Here is a 23,574-nt window from a genome sequence, read left to right as displayed (position 1 = left end):
GCAGTCTTCGTTCAATCACCCAGCCCGCCGGGCTTCAGCCCCAGATGACCGGCCCCGGGCGGCTGTACCAGTCATCCACCTGCCCCGCCACTGCCTTCTCGATGGCGCTGCGCTTGAGCTTCATGGTCGGGGTCAGGCAGCCGTTCTCGATGCTCCACGGCTCGTTGGCCACCACCAGCATGCGCAAACGCTCATGATCAACCAGCTCGGCGTTGAGCGCTTGCAGCAGCCCGGCAAGCTCGGCTTCGGTCTCGGCCCGGAACTGCGGCTCATCGCGCCGGGCACGCAGTTCTTCGGCCAGTACCAGCAGACCATAGGGCGCCGACTGGCCGACCCCGGAGACCATCGACAACTCCAGCAGCGGGTGCACGTTCAGGCGATTCTCGATCGGCGCCGGGGCCACATACTTGCCCTTGCCGGTCTTGAACAGCTCCTTTTTCCGCCCGCTGATGCGCAGTTGCCCGTCCGGCTGCAGTTCACCCAGGTCGCCGGTGCGGAAATAGCCGTCCTCGGTAAAGCACTCGGCATCCAGTTCCGGCCGCTTGAAGTAGCCTGCCAGCTGGCCCGGCGACTTGATCAGCACTTCGCCATCACTGTCGATGCGCACCTGCACCCCGGGCCTGGCCACACCACACAGGCCAGGGTCGTTCTGCTCGGCGGTGCCGCCAAAGGAATAGCCGAAGTCTTCGGTCATCGCATAGCCTTCCAGCAGCTTGAGGCCCAGGCGGCGATACCAGTTGATCACCTCCTGCGGAATCGGCGCCGAACCGCTGCCGGCGATCTTCACCGCGTCCAGCCCCAACCCGGCCAGCACCTTGCGCGCCACCATGCGCCCCAGCAGCGGAATGCGCAGCAGCCGCTCCAGCTTGCGCGGGGGCATTTTGGCAAACACGCCCTGCTGGAACTTGATCCACAGGCGCGGGACCGAGAGAAACACCAGCGGTCGCGCGCGGCGCAGATCGGCCAGAAAGGTATCCAGCGACTCGGCAAAGAACAGCTGCCAGTTACCCGCCACCAGGGCACTGCACTCGACCCAGGCGCGCTCGTAGCAGTGCGCCAGCGGCAAGTAGGACAGCATGCGGTTTGCCGTACCCGCACCGATGCTCTCGGCAAACAGCCCGACAACGCCTTCGGCGACCCGTGAAATGCTGCCAAAGGTCTGCATCACCCCCTTGGGCTGCCCGGTGGAGCCGGAGGTGTAGAGCAGCATGGCCAGTTCATCGGCGCCACGCTGCGGGCACCCGGCAAGCGGCGCGTGCTGGGCGATAATCGACTCCCAGCTGGCGAAGCCGGTCTTCGGTGCCAGTGGCAAGGCGATGCAGGGCAGCCCGGCGGGCACCCCGCCTTTCTGCTGTTCCCAGTTGTCGAGCTTGCCGATAAACAGCAGCTGGGCGTCGCAATGCTCGAGCACGTAGGCGAGATTGCTCGCCGTCTCGGTGGGAAAGATCGCTACCGTGGTGCCACCGGCCAGCCAGATCGCCAGCTCGGCAATGATGAAATGGGCACTGTTCTTCGCCAGCATGGCGATGCGGGGGGCGGGCGGCAGGTCCAGGCTGCGCAGATGCGCCGCCATGCGCCGGGCCTCATCCATGACCTCGCCCCAGCTGTATTCGACGACCTGGCCGCCGCCAACTGGCTGGGTCAGGAACAGCTTGTCGGAACGTTCAGCCTCGTGCTGGTAGACGTACTCGAGAATCAGCTTTTCATTCATGGACTGCCTCAATATTCGCGACTGGAAGGGACGGACGTGCAAGCACACGGTGCCCGTTCAACCCTAGCAGGGAGGAGCGCGAATGTTACCGACAGTGTTTAACCAGAAATGACGAACTGGCCGTCAGAGTCCGAGCTCAGCGGCACGCTGTTCCATCTGCCTGGCGGCAACGGCATCGGCAGCCAGGCCGGGGCCGCCGTCCCGATAAAGCGCAGCCAGCTTGTGCGCGGCCAGCGGATGTCCGGCAGCGGCGGCCAGACACCACCAGTGGGCAGCCATGCCGGCATCCGCAGCCTGTTGCGGGGTTTCCTGCAGGCACAGCAAGCCGACCTGGTAGGCTGCCTTGCCATCACCCGCCTCGGCGGCCAGTTGCAGCAGCCGGCGGCCTTCATTGCGCGCCGCCAGCCCCTGGCCGCGGAACAGCAGCACATGGCCATAGAAGGATTGCGCGCGGACATCGCCGAGCTTGGCCATCCGGGCGTACTGCCCTTCCATCCAGGCCCACAGGCGCGGTTGCCTGACCAGCGCCGGGAACCGAACCAGCCAGCGGGCCAGGCCGTAGCCAAGGCGCGCGCGCAGTTTCCACAACCCGTTGGCGGACACGCCCATCAGGCATCCTCCGGATAGGTGAACTCAAAGACCCGGACGATTTCCGCCGAATGCCACGAGGCTGCAGCCATGCCATCGGGCGGACCGCTGAAGCGCCCCAGGCGCAGCGCATGTTCGAAAAAACCGGTACGCGGCAGGCGGCTGGCGCCCTGGCTGATGACCAGTGTGCTGCGCAATGGCCGCTCGGCGCGCGCATCAATGGCAGCCAGGTGCTCCAGCGCAGCGGTCAGGGTCTGCATGGCCGGACTGGGCAGTTGCAGGCGTTCGATCAGGGCACGATAGGTCAGCACGTGGCGTTGCCGGCGCGCCTCATCCAGCTCGGCGAGCAGCGCATCCCAGTGCTGGCGGCTGATGCGTACAGTCAATTGACGCCCTCCCACCCGGCGACACCCAGCGCTCGAGCCAGCGCCCTGGCAATGGCGCCATCCGGCCGCCGTTCGCCGCTCTCGAACAGCGCCAGATAGTGCGGACTGATCCCCACTGCGCGCGCCAGGTCCTCCCGGCTCATCGACCGCGACTCGCGCAACGCCGTCAGTTGCGCCAGCCTTGCCAGCTCGCCGGGGGACTCCCTTGGCGCACCTTCGACTACGCCGGCCCGGCCCGTTGCGGCCTGCAACAGGGCCTGATACTCCGCCCAGGGCAACACTGCATATTCCGGCTGCCCTTCCCGCATGATCACTTGCACATTCATTTCCCGATGGCTCTCTGGACAGACCAATCCAACTGGTTTGGCACTTTGCAAACGAGTCTCATCTTAACAGGCAGGCGTGGGCCAGCGGCTAGGGGAGCACGGCTAAAACTGCACACTGGCACCTGCCAAGCAGGGTCGCCGCCGACACAATCGGCCACCATCGCAGCGCGCAACGCGCGTGGGAAATACGTCGGTAACAATGCAGAATTCCCCTCGGAAAACCCGTCAAATCGCTGCAACCCGCATGCTGACTGCGTCCGCGGCAGTTACCCACAAAACCTGTGGATAACCCTGTTGACAGATTGTCCATTCCTGCTTCGAGACCGCGTAAATAGTGGCTTCCGGACGGATCGGGCAGTTTTTAAGCGTCATCTTTTTATTTATATGAATCAATAAGTTAGCCCGCCAATCGGAGGCCCATCGAGGCGTAACCAAATGACTGCGACAGGCACTCGCAAAATGTGCATAACAGTAACATCGGCACACCTGTAACAGCCGTTACCCGCTATTTTACCGGCCCAGAAACGCCAACGCCCCGCTAAGCGGGGCGCTGGCTGGACTGCGCGGATTACTGCGCGGCGGCAGCTGCAGCAGGATCCTTGATGCTGAGCAATTCCAGATCAAATACCAGCACCGAGTTCGGCGGAATAGCCGGGCTCGGGCTCTGCTCGCCATACGCCAGATCACTTGGAATAAACAGCTTGATCTTCTCGCCAACGTGCATCAACTGCAGGGCTTCCACCCAGCCGGCGATCACGCCGTTGACCGGCAGGTCAATCGGGCTGCCGCGCTGGATCGAGCTGTCGAAGACAGTGCCATCGACCAGGCGTCCTTCGTAATGCACGGAAACCACATCGGTGGCCTTGGGCATGGCGCCCTCACCCTTGGTCACGACTTCGTACTGCAGGCCTGAAGCGGTGCTGACGACACCTTCGCGCTTGGCATTTTCTTCAAGAAACTTCTTGCCGGCCTTGGTCGCCTCTTCGGTCAACGCGGCTTTCTGCTCCTCGGCGCGCTTTTGCAGGAAGGCAAAGGCCTCGACCAGCTCTTCATCCTTGAGGCGCTGCTCCTTCTTGCCCATCGCGTCTTCGATGCCCATCGCGACGGCTTTCGGATCCAGGTCAGTCATGCCTTCCTGGACCAGGCTCTGGCCCATGTTCAGGCCGATGCCGTAGGAGGCTTTTTCAGCAGGGGTCTTCAACGCCGAGGGCGCTTCGGCCTGTTCCGCGTTGCAACCCACCAGAACCAGACCGGCCAGGGCCACTGCCGCCGCCAAACGATGATGTTTCATGAGCATTCCTTGATGACTGTGCCTTGCGGCGGATTTGTTTAAGCCGCGAGCTTAGCAGGCGGATTGCCGCGATAGGAACCGGAATTCGCGGATAAGTTCCGCACTGCACAGCGTCTATTGCGCTACGCCGGCATTGCCCGAGCAGGCTAACCGACTACAACGATTGCAGTACGCGGCTTGGGTCTGCTTTACTTCGACTCCGAGCTGCGGCCCAGCGTGTCCACCTGCAACCATTTACAGCAGGGGCTGCCAAATACCCCGGGACCCGCATGGAGCGACGGCCAGGGGATTGCCCAAGGATGGCTATTCCAATAATAAGTAGCGCTCGAAGCCTAAGAGGCAGCCGGCAGCATGATAAACAAACACCCTTATTGCCGTCTGATTCCCCTTGTTTTCTGTGGCTTGGGCCTGCTCGTGGATGCCGTTGCCGCAGACAAGGCCCTCGACGCCAGCCAGATCGGCAGTGATGCGGTTCCGCTCACCGAATACTTTGCCGTACTTGAAGATCCCGAACACAAGCTGACACTCGCCGAGGTACAGACACCAGCGATTGCCGCCCAGTTCGTTGCCGAGCATGGGTCCGACCAGCCCCTCGCCTACGGTACGACAACGACGCCGCACTGGTTTCGCTTCCGCCTGCAGAACCCTACGCCGCAGCCGCTGCAGCGCATTATCGAGATCGATTTTCCGCGCATTTCTGATATCCAGCTGCACCAACCGTTGCCGGACGGAAGCTATCAGTCGCTGCAGACTGGCGCAGCCTACCCTTTCACCACGCGCCCTTACGCCAACCGCAATTTTGTCTTTCCAGTGAGCCTGCCGCCCCTCTCGGAACAGACCTACTATTTCAGATTGCAATCCAACACGGATCTGCTGGTTCCCGCGCAAGTCTGGTCACCGGAAGCCTTTCAGGCCCATGAGCGCAAGGACTACATCATTCAGGCCTGGTATTACGGCATTGCTACTGCCATGGGCTTGTTCAACCTGCTGCTGTTTATTGCGCTGCGGGAAAAAATCTATCTGCTGTATGTCATCTTCGTGGCGACCACGGTGGCCGCTTTCGCCTCCTTCTTCGGTCTGGCGCCCGAGTTCCTCTGGCCTGCGGCCGGGATCTGGGCGGAAAAGGCCATGTCGATTACCGCGGTATTCCAGGCCACCATCTTTGCCCTGTTTACCCGGCACATGCTGAACACCCCGGCGATTGTGCCGACCCTCGACCGGGTCCTGCTGCTCGTCGTCGGCACCATGCTACTGCTGCTGCTTGGCGACCTGGCCTCGATTCCGGGCGCATTCATCCTCGGCCAGTTATTTGTATTGGCCGTGTATGTGTACATTTTTGCGGTCGCCTTCCACTGCGTATTGCATCACGAGCGGCGCGCCTATTTCTTTGTCATCGCCTTTACCTTCTACCTGCTCGGCGTGATCACCTACACCCTGACCTCCATGGGCGTACTGCCGCATACCCAGCTAACCGCCAATGCGGGGCAAATCGGTTCCGGGCTGGAAATGCTGCTGCTGGCATTCGCCCTGGCTGACCGATTCAACATGATTCGCCGAGAAAAGTACCAGGCTCAGGAAGAAGCACTGCAGACCAAGCAAACGCTGCTGGATAGCGTCAGAGCCTCCGAACGCCAACTGGAAGCACGGGTGGCCCAGCGCACCGAAGAACTCAACGAAGCCATGCGCAAACTGCAGGATCTGAGTCTGACCGACGGCTTGACCGGCATTGCCAACCGCCGGCAATTCGATAGCGTACTCAGCGCAGAATGGAAGCGCGCCGAGCGCGCCGGCGCCCCCCTGGCACTGGCCATGCTCGACGTGGATCATTTCAAGAAATTCAATGACCTCTACGGTCACCCGCAGGGTGACGAGTGCCTCAAGCAGGTGGCCCGGCTGCTGGCGAATAATGTATCGCGCCCGGCAGAGCTTATCGCTCGCTATGGTGGTGAGGAGTTTGCAGTCATCGTCCCTGGAGCAAACAACCACGAGGCGCTGCAACTGGCGCTGAAAATCTGCGCCGCGCTGCGCGCCTGCAGGATTCCGCATGCCGGTTCCGAGGTCGGCTACATAACCGCAAGCATCGGTGTGGCGGTCAGCACTCCCCAGCCGGGCGAATCCCCGGACACGCTGATACAGGCCGCCGACACTGCCTTGTATGGCGCCAAGGCCGGCGGACGCAATCGGGTGGTGGTTGCCGATCCGATCCCGCATGGCCATTTCAGCCTGCACAAGCACCTCTAGGAGCCTGCCGGACTTAACACTGCCCTGCTGCGGGAAAGCCGGATCCGGCCATTTCCCCTGCTCTTCCCGGTTAGCGGGTCATCACCCATCAACGCTGAGTAACAACGGCTTGAGCCAAGCGGACGCCCGTCCCCCGGAGCAGACAGCAACGCTGTGCGCGGGCAAACCTCAACAGTCCCTAAGGAAGGGAAATCATGCATGAATCACGAGTGTGTACCCATCCGGCAGCAGCCAGCGCAGAGGCCTGCCGCGAGCCCTATGATCGCGGCGACCAGGCGCTTGAAGAGCAGGTGCAGAATGCCCTCAACCTGTTTCTGACCATGAAGAACCCGGCGCAGATGCCGGCGCTGCTGGACATTCTCGAGCAGGTCAAACCCAGGGTACAAGCGGCGCTGAGTGGCCTGCACTATGTTCACTTTGCGCGCTTTCTGCCGACCCGGGATGGCTCCACGCTGCTGGTCATCACCGAATATGACGGCGACCTGGATGCCTACCTGATGGATTTCGTCGCGGTGCTGGGCGACGAGTTCAACGCCATCCTCGAGTTCGTCGAGGGTGCTCCGCGCCTGCCCGTACAACAGTACCCGCGCGACTTCTGTGACTTCGTCACCCGCAACAATCTGGCACAGGTCAAGGCCTGGTCGGCCTACCCGGAAAAAACCGTGATCGAGATTCAGGGCCCGCGCCGGACGCTGCCGCCGGCCGTCGCGGAACCCGCCCCGGCCAACCTCGATCTCGCCGATATTCAAGGCAATATCCTGCGCGGCTACCGCGTCAGCCACGCCCGCCACTTTGCCCTGGCGATAAGCGACAACGCCGGGGCGCGCGACTTCATCAACGGCCTGGTGTGCGGCGACGAGCGCCTCAGCCCGCAAATCAGCACGGCGGCGCACTGGCAGGAGCGCCCCGCCTACTTCCTCAACATCGGCCTGACTTGGGACGGCCTGCAGGCGTTCGGCCTGCCTGCCGACACGCTCCAGTGCTTTCCCGCTGCCTTCCGCGAAGGTCCGGCTGCCGAGTCGCGGGCGACGCCGCTCGGCGACACCGGGGCCAGCGCGCCCGCCAACTGGGTCATCGGCCACCCCGAGGCGCCGGTGCATGTGCTGCTGTCGCTGTATGCCGATGCGCACCAGCATGCCGCGTTCGAACAGCAGACCTGCCGCCTGCGCCAACTGTTCACGGCGCATGGCCTCAGGGAGCTGTCCTGTTTCGACGCCAGTGCATTGCCGCACGACCAGGTGCATTTCGGCTATCGCGACAGCATCGCGCAACCGCGCATCGCCGGCGCACCGGGGCGCGAGGCAGCCGACATGCAGCCGGCTGCCAGCGCCGGGGAGTTTCTGCTCGGCAAAGACTACGTCAACCAGTATTCCGGCAACTTCATCGGCGACCTGCCGGCCGCGCTCTGCGATAACGCCAGCTATGCCGCATTGCGCATGCTCAAGCAGGACGTACGCGCCTTCGACGACCTGATTAACCAGGCCGGGCAGCGGCACAATCTGTATCCGGAACTGGTGGCGGCCAAGTTGATGGGACGCTGGCGCGACGGCTCGCCGCTGACCCTCGCGCCCGAAGCACCCGACGGGCACATGTCCAGGCAACGCCTGAACAATTTCGATTACGCGCCAACCGCCGAGCACCCCACCTATTACGATGACGCCGACGGCCTGCGCTGCCCGGTCGGCGCGCATATCCGCCGGCTCAACCCGCGCGGCGCGCTGGTCACGGGCAAGCCCTACAGTCGCCGGATCATTCGCCGCGGCATGCCCTACGGGCCGGCATTCGACCCCGGCCAAGCGGATGACGGCATTGAGCGCGGCTTGCTCGGCCTGTTCATCTGCGCTGACCTGGCCATGCAGTACGAGTTCCTGATGCGCACCTGGGTCAACCAGGACATCCAGACCCGCGGCCTACAGAACAGCCGCGACCCCATCCTCGGTGCGCAACCGGCCGAAGGGGGCCAGTTCGTGATTCGCACCGGCGACAACCGCGACCCGATCGAGCTGACGGTACCGCGCCTGGTCACCACCCGTGGCAGCCTCTACCTGCTGATCCCCGGCATCGGCGGCCTGCGCTATCTGGGGTCACGCTGATGCAGGCGCCACTGCTTGCCCAGCACGCGGCGGCCCTGTCACGCGGCGTACCCTGCGGGATGCTGGCCTGGTGGGGACGCACGGACTTCCCCGATGGCACGCCGAGCGCGCCGCGGCTCGCCCAGGCGGACTGGGAAGCCTGGTATGCACGCCTGCAGCAAGCCGCACTGGTTCCCGACCGCTTTGTTGCGCTGGATGCCGTCAAGGCCATGACCGTTCCGCTGCGCCCCGATGGCCCGCTGCCGGTAGCCATCGCGGATTTCCGCGTCGCCACGCTGGATCCGGCCGCCCCGGAACAGCGTGCCTTCATTGCCTGCGGCCTGCTGCACGGGCAATGGGGCACGGCCACGCCCACCTATCGCAGCCGCACGGTGACCTTCAGTTTCGATGCGCGGTTCTACTTCAGCAATCCCGGCGCGCCCCTGCCGGACAGCTTCGATTTCGATCCGGGTGACGGCCATGGCTTTCGCTCTGTGCGCTTGGGCGAGCAGCTGAGCGTCACTTATGGCAACACGGATACGGTGCACGCGACGCTGCGCTGCGGCGGCGCCCGCTCGAGCTTTGACCTGCTGCTCGGCAGCCAGCCGGCAGCACCGGTAGCCGATGACACCTGGCAACTGCAGGCTGCCAACGGTTGCCTGGGCAGCGCCTACGTCTACCGTGCCACCGGGCAAACCGTGCTGACGCGACCGATGATCATCGCGGAAGGCTTTCCTGGTGGCTATCCCTGCGACTACCTGTACGAAATGCTCAACCAGCACGGCACCCTGGAGGCGCTGCGCAACGCCGGTTACGACATCATCCTGCTCGGCTTCGCCAACGGCACCGACCTGCTGCAGAACAATGCCCAAGTGATGCAGGCCTGCATTCGCCAGGCCATGCAACAGACCCCGGCGCCCCTGGTGGTTGGCGGCGTGAGCATGGGCGGCCTGGTGGCCCGCTATGCCCTGACGGAGATGGAGGCTCGCGGGCAAGCGCATAACACGCGGATCTTCCTCACCCTCGACACGCCACACCGCGGCGCTTACACCAACCTGTGCAACCAGTGGTTCGCCCATTACTTTGCCAGCGCCGCGCCGCTGGCCAAAAGCTTCTCGGCACTGCTCGACTCGCCCGCCAACCAGCAATTCGTCATGGCCTGGTTCAACGGCCACAGGGTGCAGGTGAGCCCGCTAAGGGAGCAATTCACCCGCGCACTGGCGGCGCTCGGCAACTATCCGCAGCAACCGCGCCGGCTAGCCATTGCCTGCGGCACAGGCGATGGGCAGCGCACGCAGGGCGCGCATGCGCCGGCACTGGACTGGGCCGGCAGTCCGCTGGCCCACGCGCGGCTCTGGACGCTGACCGAAGGGGATGACAACCCGGGGGTGATCGCCGAAGGCTGCTCACTGCTGGCTGACGGCAGCGTGGCGAATACCCTCAGCTGCACCAGCGAGTGGTCCTGGGAAGGCGCGCCGGGCGGACAGAACCTCTACAACTACTACTCGGCGATGATTGCCCAGGCGATCGGCTACGGCACTGTCACCACGCCGATCGCACAAACCTGTGCAGTCCCTACCGTGAGCGCCCTCGACCTGCCGGGCAGTCCGTTCGAAGCGGTGCCGCCACCCGCTAGCGGCCGATCCCCTTTCGATGACTACATCTGCTGCGAAACCAACCAGTTGCACCTGCAGTTCACGCCCAGGATCAAAGACTGGCTGCTCGATCAACTTACCCGGTGATACTCATGGCTTTCGATCCGAACAGGTTCAACCCGCACGACCCGAGCTACCTCGCCAACCCTTACCCGACCTACGCGCTGTTCCGCCAGCAGGCGCCGGTGCACCGGGTACACGCCAGCGTGCCGGTTCAGGGGCGCGACCTCACGCTGTATGACAGCACCTGGGTCTTTCGCTACGCCGATGTAAAACGCGTGCTGGAGGACAGCCAGCTGTTCCTCAAGAGTCCGCCCTCCCCGCCAGCGCCGCCGCCCCCCTTCGACGTGCTGCAGAACATGCCGGTCGGCATCTTCTCGATGAACCCGCCGCGGCATAACCAGCTGCGCCCGATCCTCGACGAACTGTTTGCCGTGGCGATCGACAAGATCGATGGGGTAGCGCAAGGCATTGCCAGCTCGTTGCTCGACAGCGCCCAGAGCCGCCAGCGCATCGAACTGGTCTCGGCCTACGCCAACCCGTTGCCGGCCGCTGTGTTGCAGAACGTCCTGGGTATTCCCGAAAGAGACTGGCAAGGCGTGCAGAAATGGGTCGAAGGGGTGGTCGCCGGGCATGACTACACGGCACCGGTCGCCGCGCAGATGCTCGGCGGTACCTGCGCCATGGCGCTGGGTGGCTATTTCCAGGCGCTCACCCGGGGCTGCCCGGTCCAGGCCAACAAGGGTGGCATGGTCGACCTGATGGTCAACCAGGCCGAACCACAGGGCATGTTGCGCGACGAAGTGCAGATGACGCTGGTCAACCTGGCGGTAGCGGGTTACCTGTCCTCGGTATTCCTGCTGGCCACCGGCACCCTCAACCTGCTGCAGAATCCAGCCCAGCTGGCATTGCTGCGCGACCACCCGGAGCTGATGGACAACGCGATCGAGGAGTTGTTGCGCTATGACGCGCCGGCGCAACTGGCTGACCGTTACTGCGCGCAAGCGACCGAAATCGCCGGCGTGCAGTTGCAGGCCGGCGACCAGGTCACTGCCGTGCTGGGCTCGGCCAACCGCGACCCGCAGGTGTTCGGCGATGCCGATACGCTGGACATCCGCCGCACGAATGCAGCGGCCCATCTGGGTTTCGGTGATGGCATCCACCACTGCCTGGGTGCGCCACTGGTGCGCAGGGTGGCACCAGTGGCATTCCGCGCCTTGCTGCAGCGCTTGCCGGCGTTGCGCCTGGCGGGACTGCCACAGTGGCAGACCGACCCCTACCTGCGCAGCGTGGTGAATCTGCCGGTGGCCATCGGCTGACCTGGCTATCGATGGCTCCGCGGACGCGCGTGAGCCTTGGCCAGTCGCTGCCGGCAGAGCGTTGTCAGCCGTGCCGGGCCTGCCGGGGCAAGCCCGCCCTGGCATTTTCTAGCGCGTAAATAAAAACGGGCACTTCGCAAGAAGTGCCCGTTTTCGGAATAAATGGCGCAGCGGACGGGACTCGAACCCGCGACCCCCGGCGTGACAGGCCGGTATTCTAACCGACTGAACTACCGCTGCGCGTAACCTCAAGATGGTGGGTGATGACGGGATCGAACCGCCGACCCTCTGCTTGTAAGGCAGATGCTCTCCCGGCTGAGCTAATCACCCTTGCTCTCGAAGTGGGGCGCATTCTACGGAGCGATCCCCGGCCTGACAACCCCCAAGTGAAAATATTATTCCTCGACTATCCAAAGGCTTAGCTCGGGCTTGGCCTTGGACGGGAAGACGACAATAATGCCCGCCCTCGTGTCTGGCCCGTGTCTGGAGAGTTACCCCATGTGGTTCCGCAATCTGCTTGTTTATCGCCTTACCCAGGATATTGACCTGAGCGCCGAAGCACTCGAAAGCGCGCTGGCCAGCAAACCGGCCAAGCCTTGCACCCATCAGGAAATGGCCACCTATGGCTTTGTCGCGCCGTTCGGCAAGGGCGCTGACGCCCCGCTGGTACACGCCAGCCAGGATTTCCTGCTGATCGCCGCGCGCAAGGAAGAACGCATCCTGCCCGGCAGCGTGGTGCGTGATGCGCTGAAGGAGAAAGTCGACGAAATCGAAGCGGCGGAAATGCGCAAGGTCTACAAAAAGGAACGCGAGCAACTCAAGGACGATATCGTCCAGGCCTTCCTGCCGCGTGCCTTTATCCGCAAGGGGATTACCTTTGCCGCGCTCGCGCCCAAGCAGGGCCTGATCCTGGTCGACGCCTCCAGCCCCAAGCGTGCCGAAGACCTGCTCTCCACCCTGCGCGAAGCCCTGGGTTCGCTGCCGGTGCGGCCGCTGAACGTGAAGGTCGCACCGACCGCCACCTTCACCGACTGGATGAAGAACCAGCAGGCCAGCAACGGCCTGCACCTGCTCGACGAGTGCGAACTGCGCGACGCCCACGAGGATGGCGGCACCATCCGCTGCAAGCGTCAGGATCTGGGCAGCGCTGAAATCCAGAACCATCTGGCCGCCGGCATGCTGACGACCAAACTGAGCCTGGCCTGGGAAGACAAACTGTCACTGGTCATCGATGACAAGCTGGCGCTCAAGCGCCTGCGCTTCGAAGACCTGCTGCAGGATCAGGCCGCGCAGGATGGCGGCGATGATGCGCTGGGCCAGCTGGACGCCAGCTTCACCCTGATGATGCTGACCTTCGTCGAGTTCCTGCCGCAGCTGATCGAAGCCCTCGGCGGCGAAGAGATCCCGCAGGGCATCTGAGCCCTACAGCCCCACCCCTTCAGCGCCGTCGGCTGACTACGACTTTAGTCTGGGTCCGCCGCCAATCGGCGGCGTTGCTGCAACACTGACAATCCCCGGGCCGCCGCTTTATCCTGCGGCCTTTGGCTTGCGCGCACGGTTTCCCACTAAACTGCGCGCATGCCTTGATTGCCGGAGTCTGCATGTCGCTGTCCAGCTGGCTGATCGCCACCGTTGCCCTCACCTACATGGCCATCCTGTTTGCCATCGCGTTCTATGGCGAGCGCCGGGCAGCCCTGTCGCCACGCGTGCGTGCCTGGGTGTTCAGCCTGTCGCTGGCAGTCTATTGCACCAGCTGGACCTTCTTCGGCGCGGTCGGCCAGGCCGCCGGCCAGCTCTGGTCGTTCGTGCCGATCTATCTCGGCCCGGTGCTGCTGATGCTGTTCGCGCCCTGGGTGCTGCAGAAGATGGTGATGATCAGCAAGCAGGAAAACATCACCTCGATTGCCGACTTCATCGCCGCCCGCTACGGCAAGTCACAGCCACTGGCCGTCGCCGTGACGCTGATCTGCCTGGTCGGCGTGCTGCCGTACATTGCCCTGCAACTCAAGGGCATCGTCCTTGGCGTGAACCTGCTCACTGGCGGCGGAGGCGACTCTGCCGGCCCCGGGGCCCAGGACACCGCCCTGATCGTGTCGCTGCTGCTGGCGCTGTTCGCCATCCTGTTTGGCACGCGCAACCTGGATGCCACCGAGCACCACCGGGGCCTGGTGCTGGCCATTGCCTTCGAGTCGGTGTTGAAGCTGCTGGCATTCCTCGCCGTCGGCGCGTTCGTTACCTGGGGCCTGTACAACGGCCTGGATGACTTGCTGGCGCAGGCCGCAGCGGCGCCCCAGCTGGCGGCTTTCTGGGACGCGACACCCGCCTGGCCGGCGCTGCTGGTGCAAACCGGGGTGGCCATGATGGCGATCATCTGCCTGCCCCGGCAGTTCCATGTCAGCGTGGTGGAAAACACCGAGCCGCGTGATCTGGAGCTGGCGCGCTGGGTGTTTCCGGTCTACTTGATCCTCGCCGCGCTGTTCGTCGTACCGATTGCCCTGGCCGGGCAATTGCTGCTGCCGGCCGGGATCAACCCGGACTCCTTCGTCATCAGCCTGCCACTGGCCCAGGCCCAGCCGGCCTTGGCCGTACTGGCCTTTATCGGCGGCGCCTCGGCCGCCACCGGCATGGTGATCGTCGAGGCGGTGGCACTCTCGACCATGCTCAGCAATGACATCGTGCTGCCCCTGCTCTTGCACCGGCAGAAAGCCGAGCGCCCCTTCGAACTGTTTCGCCACTGGTTGCTGTCGGTGCGCCGCATCAGCATCCTGGTGATCCTGCTGCTGGCCTATTTCTGCTACCGTCTGTTCGGTTCGACCGCCAGCCTGGCCAGCATCGGCCAGGTTGCCTTTGCCGCCGTGACCCAGCTGACGCCAGCCATGCTCGGCGCGCTGTACTGGAAGCAGGCCAACAGTCGCGGCGTGTTTGCCGGCCTGGCCGTGGGTTCCGCACTGTGGTTCTACACCCTGGTGCTGCCGCTGCTGGCCGTCGGTGCCGGCTGGTCATTGCAGGCCTTTCCCGGACTCAGCTGGCTGCAGGGCCGTCCGTTCGGCCCGGCCATCGACCCGCTGACCCTCGGCAGCGTGTTCTCGCTGAGCGGCAACTGGCTGCTGTTCGCGCTGGTCTCGGTGTTTTCCCGCAAGCGGGTGGCCGAGCACTTGCAGGCCAGCCGCTTCATCGGCCAGCACAGTTCGCTGCGCGCGAGCAGTCGCTCGCTGCTGGCCGTGCAGGTCAAGGACCTGCTCGGGCTGGCCGCCCGTTTCGTCGGCGAAGAGCGCGCCCAGCAAAGCTTCCACGGGCTGGCCGAGAGCAGCCTGCGCCCCTTCAACCCGACCCAGCCGGCCAACAGCGAATGGATCACCCATACCGAACGCCTGCTGGCCGGGGTGGTCGGCGCCTCCTCGGCACGGGCCCTGGTGAAAGCCACCATCGAAGGCCGCGAGATGCAGGTCGAGGATGTGGTGCGCATCGTCGACGAAGCCTCGGAGGTCTTGCTCTTCAACCGCGCCCTGCTGCAAGGCGCCATCGAGAACATCACCCAGGGCATCAGCGTGGTCGACCAGTCCCTGCAGCTGGTGGCGTGGAACCATCGCTATATAGAGCTGTTCGACTACCCGGAAGAGCTGATCCAGATCGGCCGGCCGATTGCAGACATCATCCGTTTCAACGGCGAACGCGGCTTGTTCGGCAATCAGGACATCGAGGAACAGGTCAAGCGCCGGCTGAACTGGATGCGCCGGGGGACCCCGCACACCTCGGAGCGACAGTTGCCCAACGGCCGGGTCATCGAACTGATCGGCAACCCCATGCCGGGCGGCGGCTTTGTCATGAGCTTCACCGACATCACTGCCTTCCGCCAGTCCGAGCACGCCCTCAAGGAAGCCAACGAAGGGCTGGAACTGCGCGTGCGGGAACGCACCAGCGAACTGTCCCAGCTGAACGTGGCGCTGTCCGAGGCGACCGCCCATGCCGAAGCCGCCAATCAGTCGAAGACCCGCTTCCTCGCCGCAGTCAGCCACGACCTGATGCAACCGCTGAATGCCGCCCGGCTGTTCTCCGCGGCGTTGTCGCACCAGCAGGACCAGCTGCCCCCGGACAGCCGCGAACTGGTACGCAATTTGGACAGCTCGCTGCGTTCGGCGGAAGACCTGATCAGCGACCTGCTCGACATCTCCCGCCTGGAAAGCGGGCGCATCACCCCGCAACGGCGCAGTTTTGCCCTGAGCGAACTGTTCGACGTGCTGGGCACCGAATTCAAGGCGCTGGCCAGGGATCAGGGCGTCGACTTCCATCTGCGCAGCAGCCGGCTGGCCATCGACAGCGACCCGAAACTGCTGCGCCGGGTGCTGCAGAATTTCCTCACCAACGCCTTTCGCTACGCCGGCGGCCACGTACTGCTGGGGGTGCGGCGCGAAGGCCGCAACCTGCGCCTGGAAGTATGGGATCGCGGCCCGGGCATTCCGCCGGACAAGCAGCAGTTCATCTTCGAGGAGTTCAAGCGTCTCGACAGCCATCAGACCCGCGCGGAAAAGGGCCTCGGCCTCGGCCTGGCGATCGCCGACGGCCTGTGCCGGGTCCTCGAGCATCCGCTCAAGGTGCGCTCATGGCCGCAGCGCGGCAGCGTGTTCAGCGTCAGCGTGCCGTTGGCCAGCCACTTCGAGCGCGCCGTTGTGGTTGCGGAAGAAGCCAGCAGCACCGATGCACAAGCGCTGCGAGTGCTGTGCATCGACAACGAAGACAGCATCCTGGTCGGCATGGACAGCCTGCTGTCGCGCTGGGGCCTGCAGGTCTGGACCGCGCGCAACCGCCTGGAGTGCGAGCACCTGCTGGATGACGGGGTCACGCCGCAGCTGGTGCTGGTGGACTACCACCTGGACGAGGGTGACACCGGCACGGCCCTGATGGCCTGGCTGCGGCAGCGCCTGGGCGAGCAACTGCGGGGCGTGGTGATCAGCGCCGACGCGCGCAGCGAGCTGATCGACGAAGTGCAGGCGGCCGGTCTCGACTACCTGCCCAAGCCGATCAAGCCGGCGGCCCTGCGCGCCTTGCTCAACCGCCACCCGCCGGGCCCGGCCGACCACTGAGCGCCAGGGCCGGAGGCTGCTGTCCCGGCAACTATTCGTCCACGCCGGCCGGCAGGCCGGCTGAGCGCTCGAGCAGTTCCAGCGGCAGGCTCTTGCTGGCCCGCGCACCGAGCAACTTGAGGTTCTCGATGCGCCCGACCAGATTGCCGCGACCGTCCACCAGCTTGTTGCGCGCCGCGGCATAGGCCTTGTCGAGCTGCTGCAGGCGATTGCCCACTTCATCCAGATCGCTGACAAAGGCGACGAACTTGTCATACAGCTGCCCGGCACGCTCGGCAATCTCGCGGGCGTTCTGACTCTGCCGCTCCTGCCGCCACAGGCTGTCGACCACCTGCAGGGTCGCCAGCAGGGTCGTCGGGCTGACGATCACCACATGCTGCTCGAAGGCTTCCTGAAACAATCCGGGCTCGGCCTGCAGGGCCGCCGCAAAGGCTGCTTCGATCGGCACGAAGAGCAGCACGAAGTCGAGGCTGTGCAGGCCATCCAGGCGCTGGTAATCCTTGCCGGACAGGCCCTTGAGGTGCGTGCGCAAAGACAGCAGATGCTGTTTCAGGGCCTGCTGGCGGAGCAGCTCGTCGTCGGCGGCGATGTACTGCTGCCAGGCGGTCAGGCTGACCTTGGCGTCGACGATCACCTGCTTGTCGCCGGGCAGCTGGATCAGCACATCCGGCTGGAAACGCTCGCCGTCGGCGCCCTTGAGGCTGACCTGGGTTTCATACTCGCGGCCCTTTTCCAGGCCGGCGCTTTCCAGCACCCGCTCCAGCACCAGCTCGCCCCAGTTGCCCTGCGTTTTCTGCCCCTTGAGAGCACGGGTCAGATTGGTCGCCTCATCGCCCAGGCGCTGGTTCAGTTGCTGCAGGCGCTCCAGCTCCTTGCCCAGCGAAAAGCGCTCGCGGGCTTCCTGCTGGTAGCTTTCATCGACGCGCTTCTCGAATGCCTGGATGCGCTCCTTGAGCGGATCGAGCAACTGGCCCAGGCGCTGCTGGCTGGTTTCGGCAAAGCGCAATTCGCGCTCGTCAAAGATCTTGCCGGCCAGCTCGGCAAACTGCGCCCGCAGGTCATCGCGCGCGCCCTGCAGATCGCTGAGGCGCTGCTGATGGGATTCCTGCTGCTCGCGCAGCTCGGCCAGCAACGCTGCCCGCTGACTGTCCAGATGGCGCAGTTCGGCTTGCTGGCGGTCGAGCTCGAGCTGCTGCGCCGCCGCGGCTTCACGGGCACTCTGGCGCTCAATGCCGTGCAGCTGGTTTTCCCGCAGGGCGGCGGCCAGCTCGGCCTGCTGGCTGGTGTTGCGCAAGCCCAGGCTGCGCACCTCGGCCAGTTGCTGCTGCAGTTCGGTGGAGACGCCCTGCAGTGCCGACTGGGCCGCCTGCAGGCGCTCCTCGAGCAGCAAACGCTCGCCCTCCAGGAGCGCCTTGCGCCGTTGCAGGGCCCAGGCCAGGGCCAGCAGCGGCAATGCGGCAGCGATCAGACCCAATAGCGCGGAGGTTGCTTCAATCGGCATGGCACGGCTCCCGGAATAATGCGCTGCAGTATACCCAGCCACCCTCCGCGACGGCAGCTGCAACTGCGCCGCAAGCTCTGGATCAAGGCTTTGCGCGGGGCCGAAAAGTAATCCACAGAAGCTGTGGATAACTCAGTGCATAAGCTGCTGAAAAAACTTCTGACCGCTGGCCAGAGCAGCTTCCAGGTCAAATTGATCAAATTTTAACCACATAAAAATGTGCATATATATCAACAAGTTATCCAATCTTCGAGAAAGATCAAGCAGTTACGCGGGACTGGCGTACCAAGCCATCTGGGCAGCCTGAAATTGTGTACAGATGCTTGACAGGCTGCCGCGCAAAGCCTTCCGGCTGAGCGCTGCAGCGCCTGAAAGCCGCTCCGCCGCCGGCCCGCAGAAACGAAAAAGCCGGACGCGACAGTCCGGCCTTTTGCTGCGACGCGTGGGTCAAGTCTTGGGCAGGGTTACCCCGGTCTGGCCCTGGTATTTGCCACCGCGGTCGCGGTAGGACACCTCGCAGGTCTCGTCGGACTCGAGAAAAAGCATCTGCGCCACCCCTTCATTGGCGTAGATCTTCGCCGGCAAGGTGGTGGTGTTGGAAAATTCCAGGGTCACGTGGCCTTCCCATTCCGGTTCCAGCGGGGTGACGTTGACGATGATGCCGCAGCGGGCATAGGTGCTCTTGCCCAGGCAGATGGTCAGCACGTTGCGCGGAATGCGGAAGTACTCGACGGTGCGCGCCAACGCGAAAGAGTTCGGCGGGATGATGCACACCGGGCCTTTGACATCGACAAAACTCTTTTCGTCGAAGTTCTTCGGATCCACCGTCACCGAATGCAGGTTGGTGAACACCTTGAATTCGTCAGCGCAGCGCACATCGTAGCCGTAGCTGGACACCCCGTAGGAGATCAACCGCTCACTGCCTTCGGTACGCACCTGGCGCTCCACGAACGGCTCGATCATCCCGTGCTGCTGGGCCATGCGGCGAATCCACTTGTCCGACTTGATGCTCATGGCAGGTGTCCTGAATAGAAGCGTTGAAGAAAACGTGCGCGCATCTTACCGGTGCCGGCGACCAGGTTCAAAGAGTGCCCACGGACAGGTGTCCGGAACACCGGCCAGGCGCTGATGAGAAGATGTTGTGGCTTGATGCAGGATAATGGTTGGCACAATCGGCATAAACGGGTATGGTGGCCTCCTGTGCTGCATGTGTCACCGCGAATCGCTACCTGATGTTTGATTTCGATCCAATCATCGCACGACTCCTTTTACATTTTTGCGCTCAGTCTAGGTCCGGGCTTTTCCGTACCGAAATTAAATCTGTTTCAGGAGATACACCATGTCGAATCGTCAAACTGGCGTAGTTAAGTGGTTCAACGATGAAAAAGGCTTCGGCTTCATCACCCCGCAATCCGGTGACGACCTGTTCGTTCACTTCAAGGCAATCCAGAGCGATGGCTTCAAGAGCCTGAAAGAAGGTCAGAACGTGTCCTTCATCGCTACCCGCGGCCAGAAAGGCATGCAGGCTGAGGAAGTTCAGGTTATCTAACCTGTTCTGAATCAAGAAGAACCCCGCTCATGAGCGGGGTTTTTTTATGCCTATTGGATTTCGGTAGCACCGGACACGTGCAAGCAGCGCTAGTATCCAACTGAAGCCCTCCCAAGAAAGCCAAACTGACCATCAGGAGCGAACCATGCCAGCAGGCACCACTGAACAAACCAAACTAGCGCGCGGCTTGCTCGATGTACTGATCCGTGCCGGCCTGATTGCCGCTCTGGTGATGTACAGCTACAAAGTGTTCCAGCCGTTCATGGGCCTGATGCTCTGGTCGGTGATTCTGGCCATTACCCTCTACCCGCTGCACTGCATGCTCAAAAGCAGGCTGGGAAATCGGGACGGCCGCGCTGCAACACTGATCGTCGTGGTCGCCATCGGCATTTTGCTGATTCCGGTGTATCTGCTCGGCAACTCACTGACCGCTTCGGTGCAAACGGTTATGCAACTGGTCAAGGATGGTGGCCTGCATATTCCGCCACCTGCCGACTCAATTGCCCAGTGGCCGATTATCGGCGCCAAGCTGCATGCATTCTGGCTTGAGGCTGCCACCAATCTGATGAGCGTGGCGCAAAAACTTGCACCCTACATGAAGGACATCAGCCTGACTTTGCTTGGCCAGATTGCTGGTGCAGGGGTCGGTCTGCTGGTGTTCATCGGCGCCCTGATCATCGGTGGCATCATCATGGCCTTTGGTGAGAACGGTGAGCGCAGCGCGATCAAGATCGCCAGCCGCATCTCGGGACAGGAAAAGGGCAAGGCTATCGCTCACCTGTGCACCGCGACCATTCGGGCGGTAGCTCAGGGCGTGGTAGGTATCGCCTTCATCCAGATGTTCCTGATCGGCCTGGGTTTCGCGGTCTATGGCATCGAGGGTGCCGGCTTGCTGGCCATGGCCGTGCTGATTCTCGGCATCATGCAGTTGCCGGCTACCCTGATTACCCTCCCGGTCATCGCGTATGTACTGGGTACTGAAGGCGTCAGCGCCGCGAGCATCAGCTTTGTCATCTACACCTTTGTTGCCGGCATGGCAGATAACGTGCTCAAGCCGTTGCTGCTGGGGCGCGGTGTAGAAGTGCCGATGCCGGTAATCCTGATCGGCGCTCTGGGAGGCATGGTCACCGGCGGTATCATTGGCCTGTTTATCGGCCCGGTGATTCTGGCCGTCGCGTACCAGCTGTTCTGGCAATGGGTTGAAGATCAGCCGGAAAGCGCAGAAACCTCGTCCGAGGATCAAGCCTGAATCACCGCCAGCGGAGCCGCCTGCGGGCTCCGCTTCCAGGATGGAAGCATGCATTACTTTGCGCGAAACACGCTTGCACTCCTGCTGATCAGCCTGAGCATCAATGGCTGTGTGCAACTGGGTCCGGACTTCACCCCGCAAAACCCCGAATGGGTTGCGCAGTGGGACAGCCCTTGCCTGCAACAGGCCAGCCGACTGAGCACTCAACCGAAATAGCTGCAGTGGTGGACGGTGTTCAATGACCCGGCCCTCAATCGCCTTATTGCCGAAGCCGATGCACATAACCCGAGCCTGCGGATCGCCGGCCTGCGAGTCCTGGAAGCCCGGGCAGCCCTGGGCATTGCCCAGAGCGGTCTGTACCCGCAGGTGCAGCAAGCGACGGCGAATGACATCTATCTGGACCGTAACCAGTCTGGTGGCGACTTTCCGCGCGATTCCAACGCCTGGCAATACGGCGCCGGCTTCCAGCTGGTCTGGGAACTGGACTTCTGGGGCCGTTTCAGCCGCGCCATTGAAGCATCGAATGCCACCTACTTCGCCACCCAGGCCAGTTACGAAGATGTTCTGGTATTGCTGCGCGCCCAGGTTGCAGACATCTACTTTGCGCTGCGTACAGCTGAAGCGCGCCTGCGCATTGCCCGTGAAAACGCCGCACGCCAGAAACGCAGTTATGAAATCACCGAACGACTCTATAAAAGTGGCGACAATGATGAGCTCGACCTGCAGCAGGCCAAGACTCAGCACCTGGGCATGCTGAGTACTGCCCCTGTGTTCGAGAATCTGGTGCAGCCCACCCGTAATGCATTCTCCGTGCTGATCGGCAAGCCGCCCGGAACGCTGCCGAAGCTAACCGGAAATGAAGGCCTGATTCCGCTGACTGACACGGCCGTTCTGGATGATGTCCCCGCCAGTTTGCTCCAGAGACGCCCGGATGTGCGTGCAGCAGAACTGCTGGCGGCAGCCCAGTCGGCACGGATTGGCGTGGCAGAAACAGATTTCTATCCGTCGATAACGTTACTCGGCAGCATCGGCTGGTCTGCCACTTCACTGGACGGCAGCTCGGACAACCGTGACCTGGCAGCCGGCCCGAGCCTGACCTGGAACCTGTTTGACCATGGCCGTATCAGCAACAACGTGCGGGTACAGGACGCGCGCTTTCAACAGTTGTTTGAAGCCTACCGCGCCACCGTATTGCAGGCGGCTCGCGAAACGGATGATGCAGCCACCGGCATCCTGATGTTTGGCGTATCGACCGCAACCCTGACCGCAGCGATCATGGATGTGTTCAAACGCAGCCAGCACCACCTGTCCTGAACGGATCTATCAACAGCAAGCCGCCCCAGATCAGTCGTCGCTGATTTCGATGCTCGGCATGCCCTGCGCGCCCTGCCCGCCTTGAGCGATGCGCGCGCCAACGCTGCGCGCCAGCTCCTGGTAGACCATGGCGATCTGGCTTTCCGGGTCGGCGATGGTGGTCGGCTTGCCACCGTCGGACTGCATGCGGATGGCCATCGACAGCGGCAGCGAGGCCAGCAGGTCGACGCCATACTGCGCGGCCAGCTTCTCGCCGCCGCCTTCGCCGAACAGGTGCTCGGCATGCCCGCAGTTGGAGCAGATGTGCACCGCCATGTTCTCCACCACGCCGAGCACCGGGATATTCACCTTGCGGAACATCTCCACGCCCTTTTTCGCATCCAGCAGGGCCAGATCCTGCGGCGTGGTGACGATCACCGCACCGGCTACCGGGACCTTCTGCGCCAGCGTCAGCTGGATGTCGCCGGTGCCCGGTGGCATGTCGACCACCAGATAATCCAGGTTGTCCCAGGCGGTCTGGCTGATCAGTTGCATCAGCGCGCCGGAGACCATCGGTCCGCGCCAGACCATCGGCGTGTTCTCATCGGCAAGGAAGGCCATCGACATCACCTGCACGCCATGCGCCTCGATCGGCACCAGCCACTTCTGCTCCTTGATCAGCGGCCTTGTGCCCTCGGCAATACCGAACATGATGCCCTGGCTGGGGCCGTAGATATCCGCATCGAGAATACCGACCCGCGCGCCTTCACGGGCCAGCGCCAGCGCCAGATTCGCGGCAGTGGTCGACTTGCCCACGCCACCCTTGCCCGAAGCCACGGCAATGATGTTTTTCACGCTGACCAGCGCCGGCACCTGCTCCTGCGCCTTGTGCGGGGCGATCAGCACGTCCACCCGGACGCGGGCGGAGTCCACGCCGGCGATGCTTTCCAGGGCCATTTGCAGCAGTTGCGCCCAGCCGTTGCGGAACAGGTCGCAGGCATAGCCCAGCTCAAGGCGAACCGTCACGTTAGCGCCCCGAATATCTATCTCGCGCACGCAACCGGCACTGACCGGATCGAGATTCAGATGTGGATCGGTGTACTGCCGCAGGCAGGTTTCGACGACTTCGCGGGTAACAGCGCTCATGCACAACTCCGAAACACCAGCTAAAACAGGCCGTCATCTTACCGTAGGGTGGAAAACGACCGCAGGTCTTTTCCACCATGGCTCCCTCTTGGCAGAAAACGTTGCACGGTTTTCCAGCCTGCAACGGCCCAGAATAAGCCGTGCACACCCGCCACGGATGAAAAAA

Annotated in this window: 16 protein-coding genes, 2 tRNA genes and 1 pseudogene; 9 read left to right on the top strand and 10 right to left on the bottom strand. The window is 63.3% G+C overall.

What is annotated here, in order from left to right; genetic code table 11:
- Positions 1-34: 34 nt before the first annotated feature.
- The 5 genes from ISX93_RS06845 to ISX93_RS06825 all read right to left on the bottom strand — a co-directional run bounded on the left by ISX93_RS06845 (position 35) and on the right by ISX93_RS06825 (position 4,302).
- On the bottom strand, positions 35-1,711 hold the full coding sequence (locus ISX93_RS06845) for an AMP-binding protein (protein ID WP_195777960.1): 1,677 nt from the start codon (positions 1,709-1,711) through the stop codon (positions 35-37).
- Positions 1,712-1,834: 123 nt separating this feature from the next.
- Positions 1,835-2,320: a sel1 repeat family protein gene (locus ISX93_RS06840; protein WP_195777959.1), complete on the bottom strand. Its 486-nt coding sequence runs from the start codon at positions 2,318-2,320 to the stop codon at positions 1,835-1,837.
- Positions 2,320-2,685 carry a hypothetical protein gene (locus ISX93_RS06835; protein ID WP_195777958.1) on the bottom strand — a complete coding sequence of 122 codons (366 nt, stop codon included), beginning with the start codon at positions 2,683-2,685 and terminating at the stop codon, positions 2,320-2,322. The genes ISX93_RS06840 and ISX93_RS06835 overlap by 1 nt, the downstream gene beginning before the upstream one ends.
- Positions 2,682-3,011, bottom strand: a complete 330-nt coding sequence (locus tag ISX93_RS06830) for a helix-turn-helix domain-containing protein (protein ID WP_195777957.1) — start codon at positions 3,009-3,011, stop codon at positions 2,682-2,684. Before ISX93_RS06830 ends, ISX93_RS06835 begins: the two co-directional genes overlap by 4 nt.
- 568 nt (positions 3,012-3,579) lie before the next feature.
- Positions 3,580-4,302, bottom strand: a complete 723-nt coding sequence (locus ISX93_RS06825) for an FKBP-type peptidyl-prolyl cis-trans isomerase (RefSeq protein WP_195777956.1) — start codon at positions 4,300-4,302, stop codon at positions 3,580-3,582.
- Between the two features lie 351 nt (positions 4,303-4,653).
- Here ISX93_RS06825 and ISX93_RS06820 point away from each other — a divergent pair, with 351 nt between their 5' ends.
- The 4 genes from ISX93_RS06820 to ISX93_RS06805 all read left to right on the top strand — a co-directional run bounded on the left by ISX93_RS06820 (position 4,654) and on the right by ISX93_RS06805 (position 11,589).
- Positions 4,654-6,543 carry a sensor domain-containing diguanylate cyclase gene (locus ISX93_RS06820; protein WP_195777955.1) on the top strand — a complete coding sequence of 630 codons (1,890 nt, stop codon included), beginning with the start codon at positions 4,654-4,656 and terminating at the stop codon, positions 6,541-6,543.
- Between the two features lie 194 nt (positions 6,544-6,737).
- Positions 6,738-8,636: a Dyp-type peroxidase gene (locus tag ISX93_RS06815; RefSeq protein WP_195777954.1), complete on the top strand. Its 1,899-nt coding sequence runs from the start codon at positions 6,738-6,740 to the stop codon at positions 8,634-8,636.
- The gene (locus tag ISX93_RS06810) at positions 8,636-10,357 is read left to right on the top strand and encodes a hypothetical protein (protein WP_195777953.1); all 1,722 of its coding nucleotides are present in this window, start codon (positions 8,636-8,638) and stop codon (positions 10,355-10,357) included. The genes ISX93_RS06815 and ISX93_RS06810 overlap by 1 nt, the downstream gene beginning before the upstream one ends.
- A gap of 5 nt (positions 10,358-10,362) precedes the next feature.
- Positions 10,363-11,589, top strand: a complete 1,227-nt coding sequence (locus ISX93_RS06805; protein WP_195777952.1) for a cytochrome P450 — start codon at positions 10,363-10,365, stop codon at positions 11,587-11,589.
- A 163-nt stretch (positions 11,590-11,752) separates the two neighbouring features.
- Here ISX93_RS06805 and ISX93_RS06800 read toward each other — a convergent pair.
- Together ISX93_RS06800 and ISX93_RS06795 are read right to left on the bottom strand one after the other, a co-directional pair.
- Positions 11,753-11,829 (bottom strand) — tRNA-Asp (locus ISX93_RS06800).
- A gap of 14 nt (positions 11,830-11,843) precedes the next feature.
- Positions 11,844-11,919, bottom strand: a tRNA-Val gene (locus ISX93_RS06795).
- 168 nt (positions 11,920-12,087) lie between these two features.
- On the opposite strand from ISX93_RS06795, the gene rdgC reads away from it, so the two are divergent.
- Positions 12,088-13,008, top strand: coding sequence for a recombination-associated protein RdgC (gene rdgC, locus ISX93_RS06790; RefSeq protein WP_195777951.1), 921 nt, complete (start codon positions 12,088-12,090; stop codon positions 13,006-13,008).
- Positions 13,009-13,190: 182 nt separating this feature from the next.
- Positions 13,191-16,670: a hybrid sensor histidine kinase/response regulator gene (locus ISX93_RS06785; protein WP_195777950.1), complete on the top strand. Its 3,480-nt coding sequence runs from the start codon at positions 13,191-13,193 to the stop codon at positions 16,668-16,670.
- Positions 16,671-16,701: 31 nt separating this feature from the next.
- Here ISX93_RS06785 and rmuC read toward each other — a convergent pair whose 3' ends face one another.
- Entirely contained in the window at positions 16,702-18,171 is a 1,470-nt protein-coding gene (gene rmuC, locus ISX93_RS06780; RefSeq protein ID WP_374987654.1) for a DNA recombination protein RmuC, read from the bottom strand.
- A gap of 447 nt (positions 18,172-18,618) precedes the next feature.
- On the bottom strand, positions 18,619-19,185 hold the full coding sequence (gene dcd / locus ISX93_RS06775; RefSeq protein ID WP_195777949.1) for a dCTP deaminase: 567 nt from the start codon (positions 19,183-19,185) through the stop codon (positions 18,619-18,621).
- Between the two features lie 325 nt (positions 19,186-19,510).
- Here dcd and ISX93_RS06770 point away from each other — a divergent pair, with 325 nt between their 5' ends.
- The 3 genes and pseudogenes from ISX93_RS06770 to ISX93_RS06760 form a co-directional block, all read left to right on the top strand.
- Positions 19,511-19,720 (top strand): cold-shock protein, encoded by a 210-nt coding sequence (locus ISX93_RS06770; RefSeq protein ID WP_090193124.1) that lies wholly within the window; start codon positions 19,511-19,513, stop codon positions 19,718-19,720.
- Between the two features lie 145 nt (positions 19,721-19,865).
- Positions 19,866-20,969 (top strand): AI-2E family transporter, encoded by a 1,104-nt coding sequence (locus ISX93_RS06765; protein ID WP_195777948.1) that lies wholly within the window; start codon positions 19,866-19,868, stop codon positions 20,967-20,969.
- 48 nt (positions 20,970-21,017) lie between these two features.
- A pseudogene (locus ISX93_RS06760) lies at positions 21,018-22,205 on the top strand (TolC family protein); the annotation flags it as partial.
- Between the two features lie 108 nt (positions 22,206-22,313).
- Here the strand turns inward: ISX93_RS06760 and apbC are convergent.
- Positions 22,314-23,408, bottom strand: coding sequence for an iron-sulfur cluster carrier protein ApbC (apbC, locus tag ISX93_RS06755; RefSeq protein ID WP_195777947.1), 1,095 nt, complete (start codon positions 23,406-23,408; stop codon positions 22,314-22,316).
- Between the last annotated feature and the right edge of the window lie 166 nt (positions 23,409-23,574).

Source organism: Pseudomonas sp. N040 (assembly GCF_015637705.1).
Lineage (GTDB): Bacteria > Pseudomonadota > Gammaproteobacteria > Pseudomonadales > Pseudomonadaceae > Aquipseudomonas.
Note: the sequence above shows the minus strand (reverse complement) of the source record. Positions and strands in the feature narration are given on the sequence as shown.

Coding starts and splice junctions, on each gene's coding strand:
- ISX93_RS06845 (WP_195777960.1), bottom strand. CDS start 1,711: ATGAATGAAAAGCTGATTCTCGAGTACGTCTACCAGCACGAGGCTGAA.
- ISX93_RS06840 (WP_195777959.1), bottom strand. CDS start 2,320: ATGGGCGTGTCCGCCAACGGGTTGTGGAAACTGCGCGCGCGCCTTGGC.
- ISX93_RS06830 (WP_195777957.1), bottom strand. CDS start 3,011: ATGAATGTGCAAGTGATCATGCGGGAAGGGCAGCCGGAATATGCAGTG.
- ISX93_RS06825 (WP_195777956.1), bottom strand. CDS start 4,302: ATGAAACATCATCGTTTGGCGGCGGCAGTGGCCCTGGCCGGTCTGGTT.
- ISX93_RS06820 (WP_195777955.1), top strand. CDS start 4,654: ATGATAAACAAACACCCTTATTGCCGTCTGATTCCCCTTGTTTTCTGT.
- ISX93_RS06815 (WP_195777954.1), top strand. CDS start 6,738: ATGCATGAATCACGAGTGTGTACCCATCCGGCAGCAGCCAGCGCAGAG.
- ISX93_RS06810 (WP_195777953.1), top strand. CDS start 8,636: ATGCAGGCGCCACTGCTTGCCCAGCACGCGGCGGCCCTGTCACGCGGC.
- ISX93_RS06805 (WP_195777952.1), top strand. CDS start 10,363: ATGGCTTTCGATCCGAACAGGTTCAACCCGCACGACCCGAGCTACCTC.
- rdgC (WP_195777951.1), top strand. CDS start 12,088: ATGTGGTTCCGCAATCTGCTTGTTTATCGCCTTACCCAGGATATTGAC.
- ISX93_RS06785 (WP_195777950.1), top strand. CDS start 13,191: ATGTCGCTGTCCAGCTGGCTGATCGCCACCGTTGCCCTCACCTACATG.
- rmuC (WP_374987654.1), bottom strand. CDS start 18,171: ATGCCGATTGAAGCAACCTCCGCGCTATTGGGTCTGATCGCTGCCGCA.
- dcd (WP_195777949.1), bottom strand. CDS start 19,185: ATGAGCATCAAGTCGGACAAGTGGATTCGCCGCATGGCCCAGCAGCAC.
- ISX93_RS06770 (WP_090193124.1), top strand. CDS start 19,511: ATGTCGAATCGTCAAACTGGCGTAGTTAAGTGGTTCAACGATGAAAAA.
- ISX93_RS06765 (WP_195777948.1), top strand. CDS start 19,866: ATGCCAGCAGGCACCACTGAACAAACCAAACTAGCGCGCGGCTTGCTC.
- apbC (WP_195777947.1), bottom strand. CDS start 23,408: ATGAGCGCTGTTACCCGCGAAGTCGTCGAAACCTGCCTGCGGCAGTAC.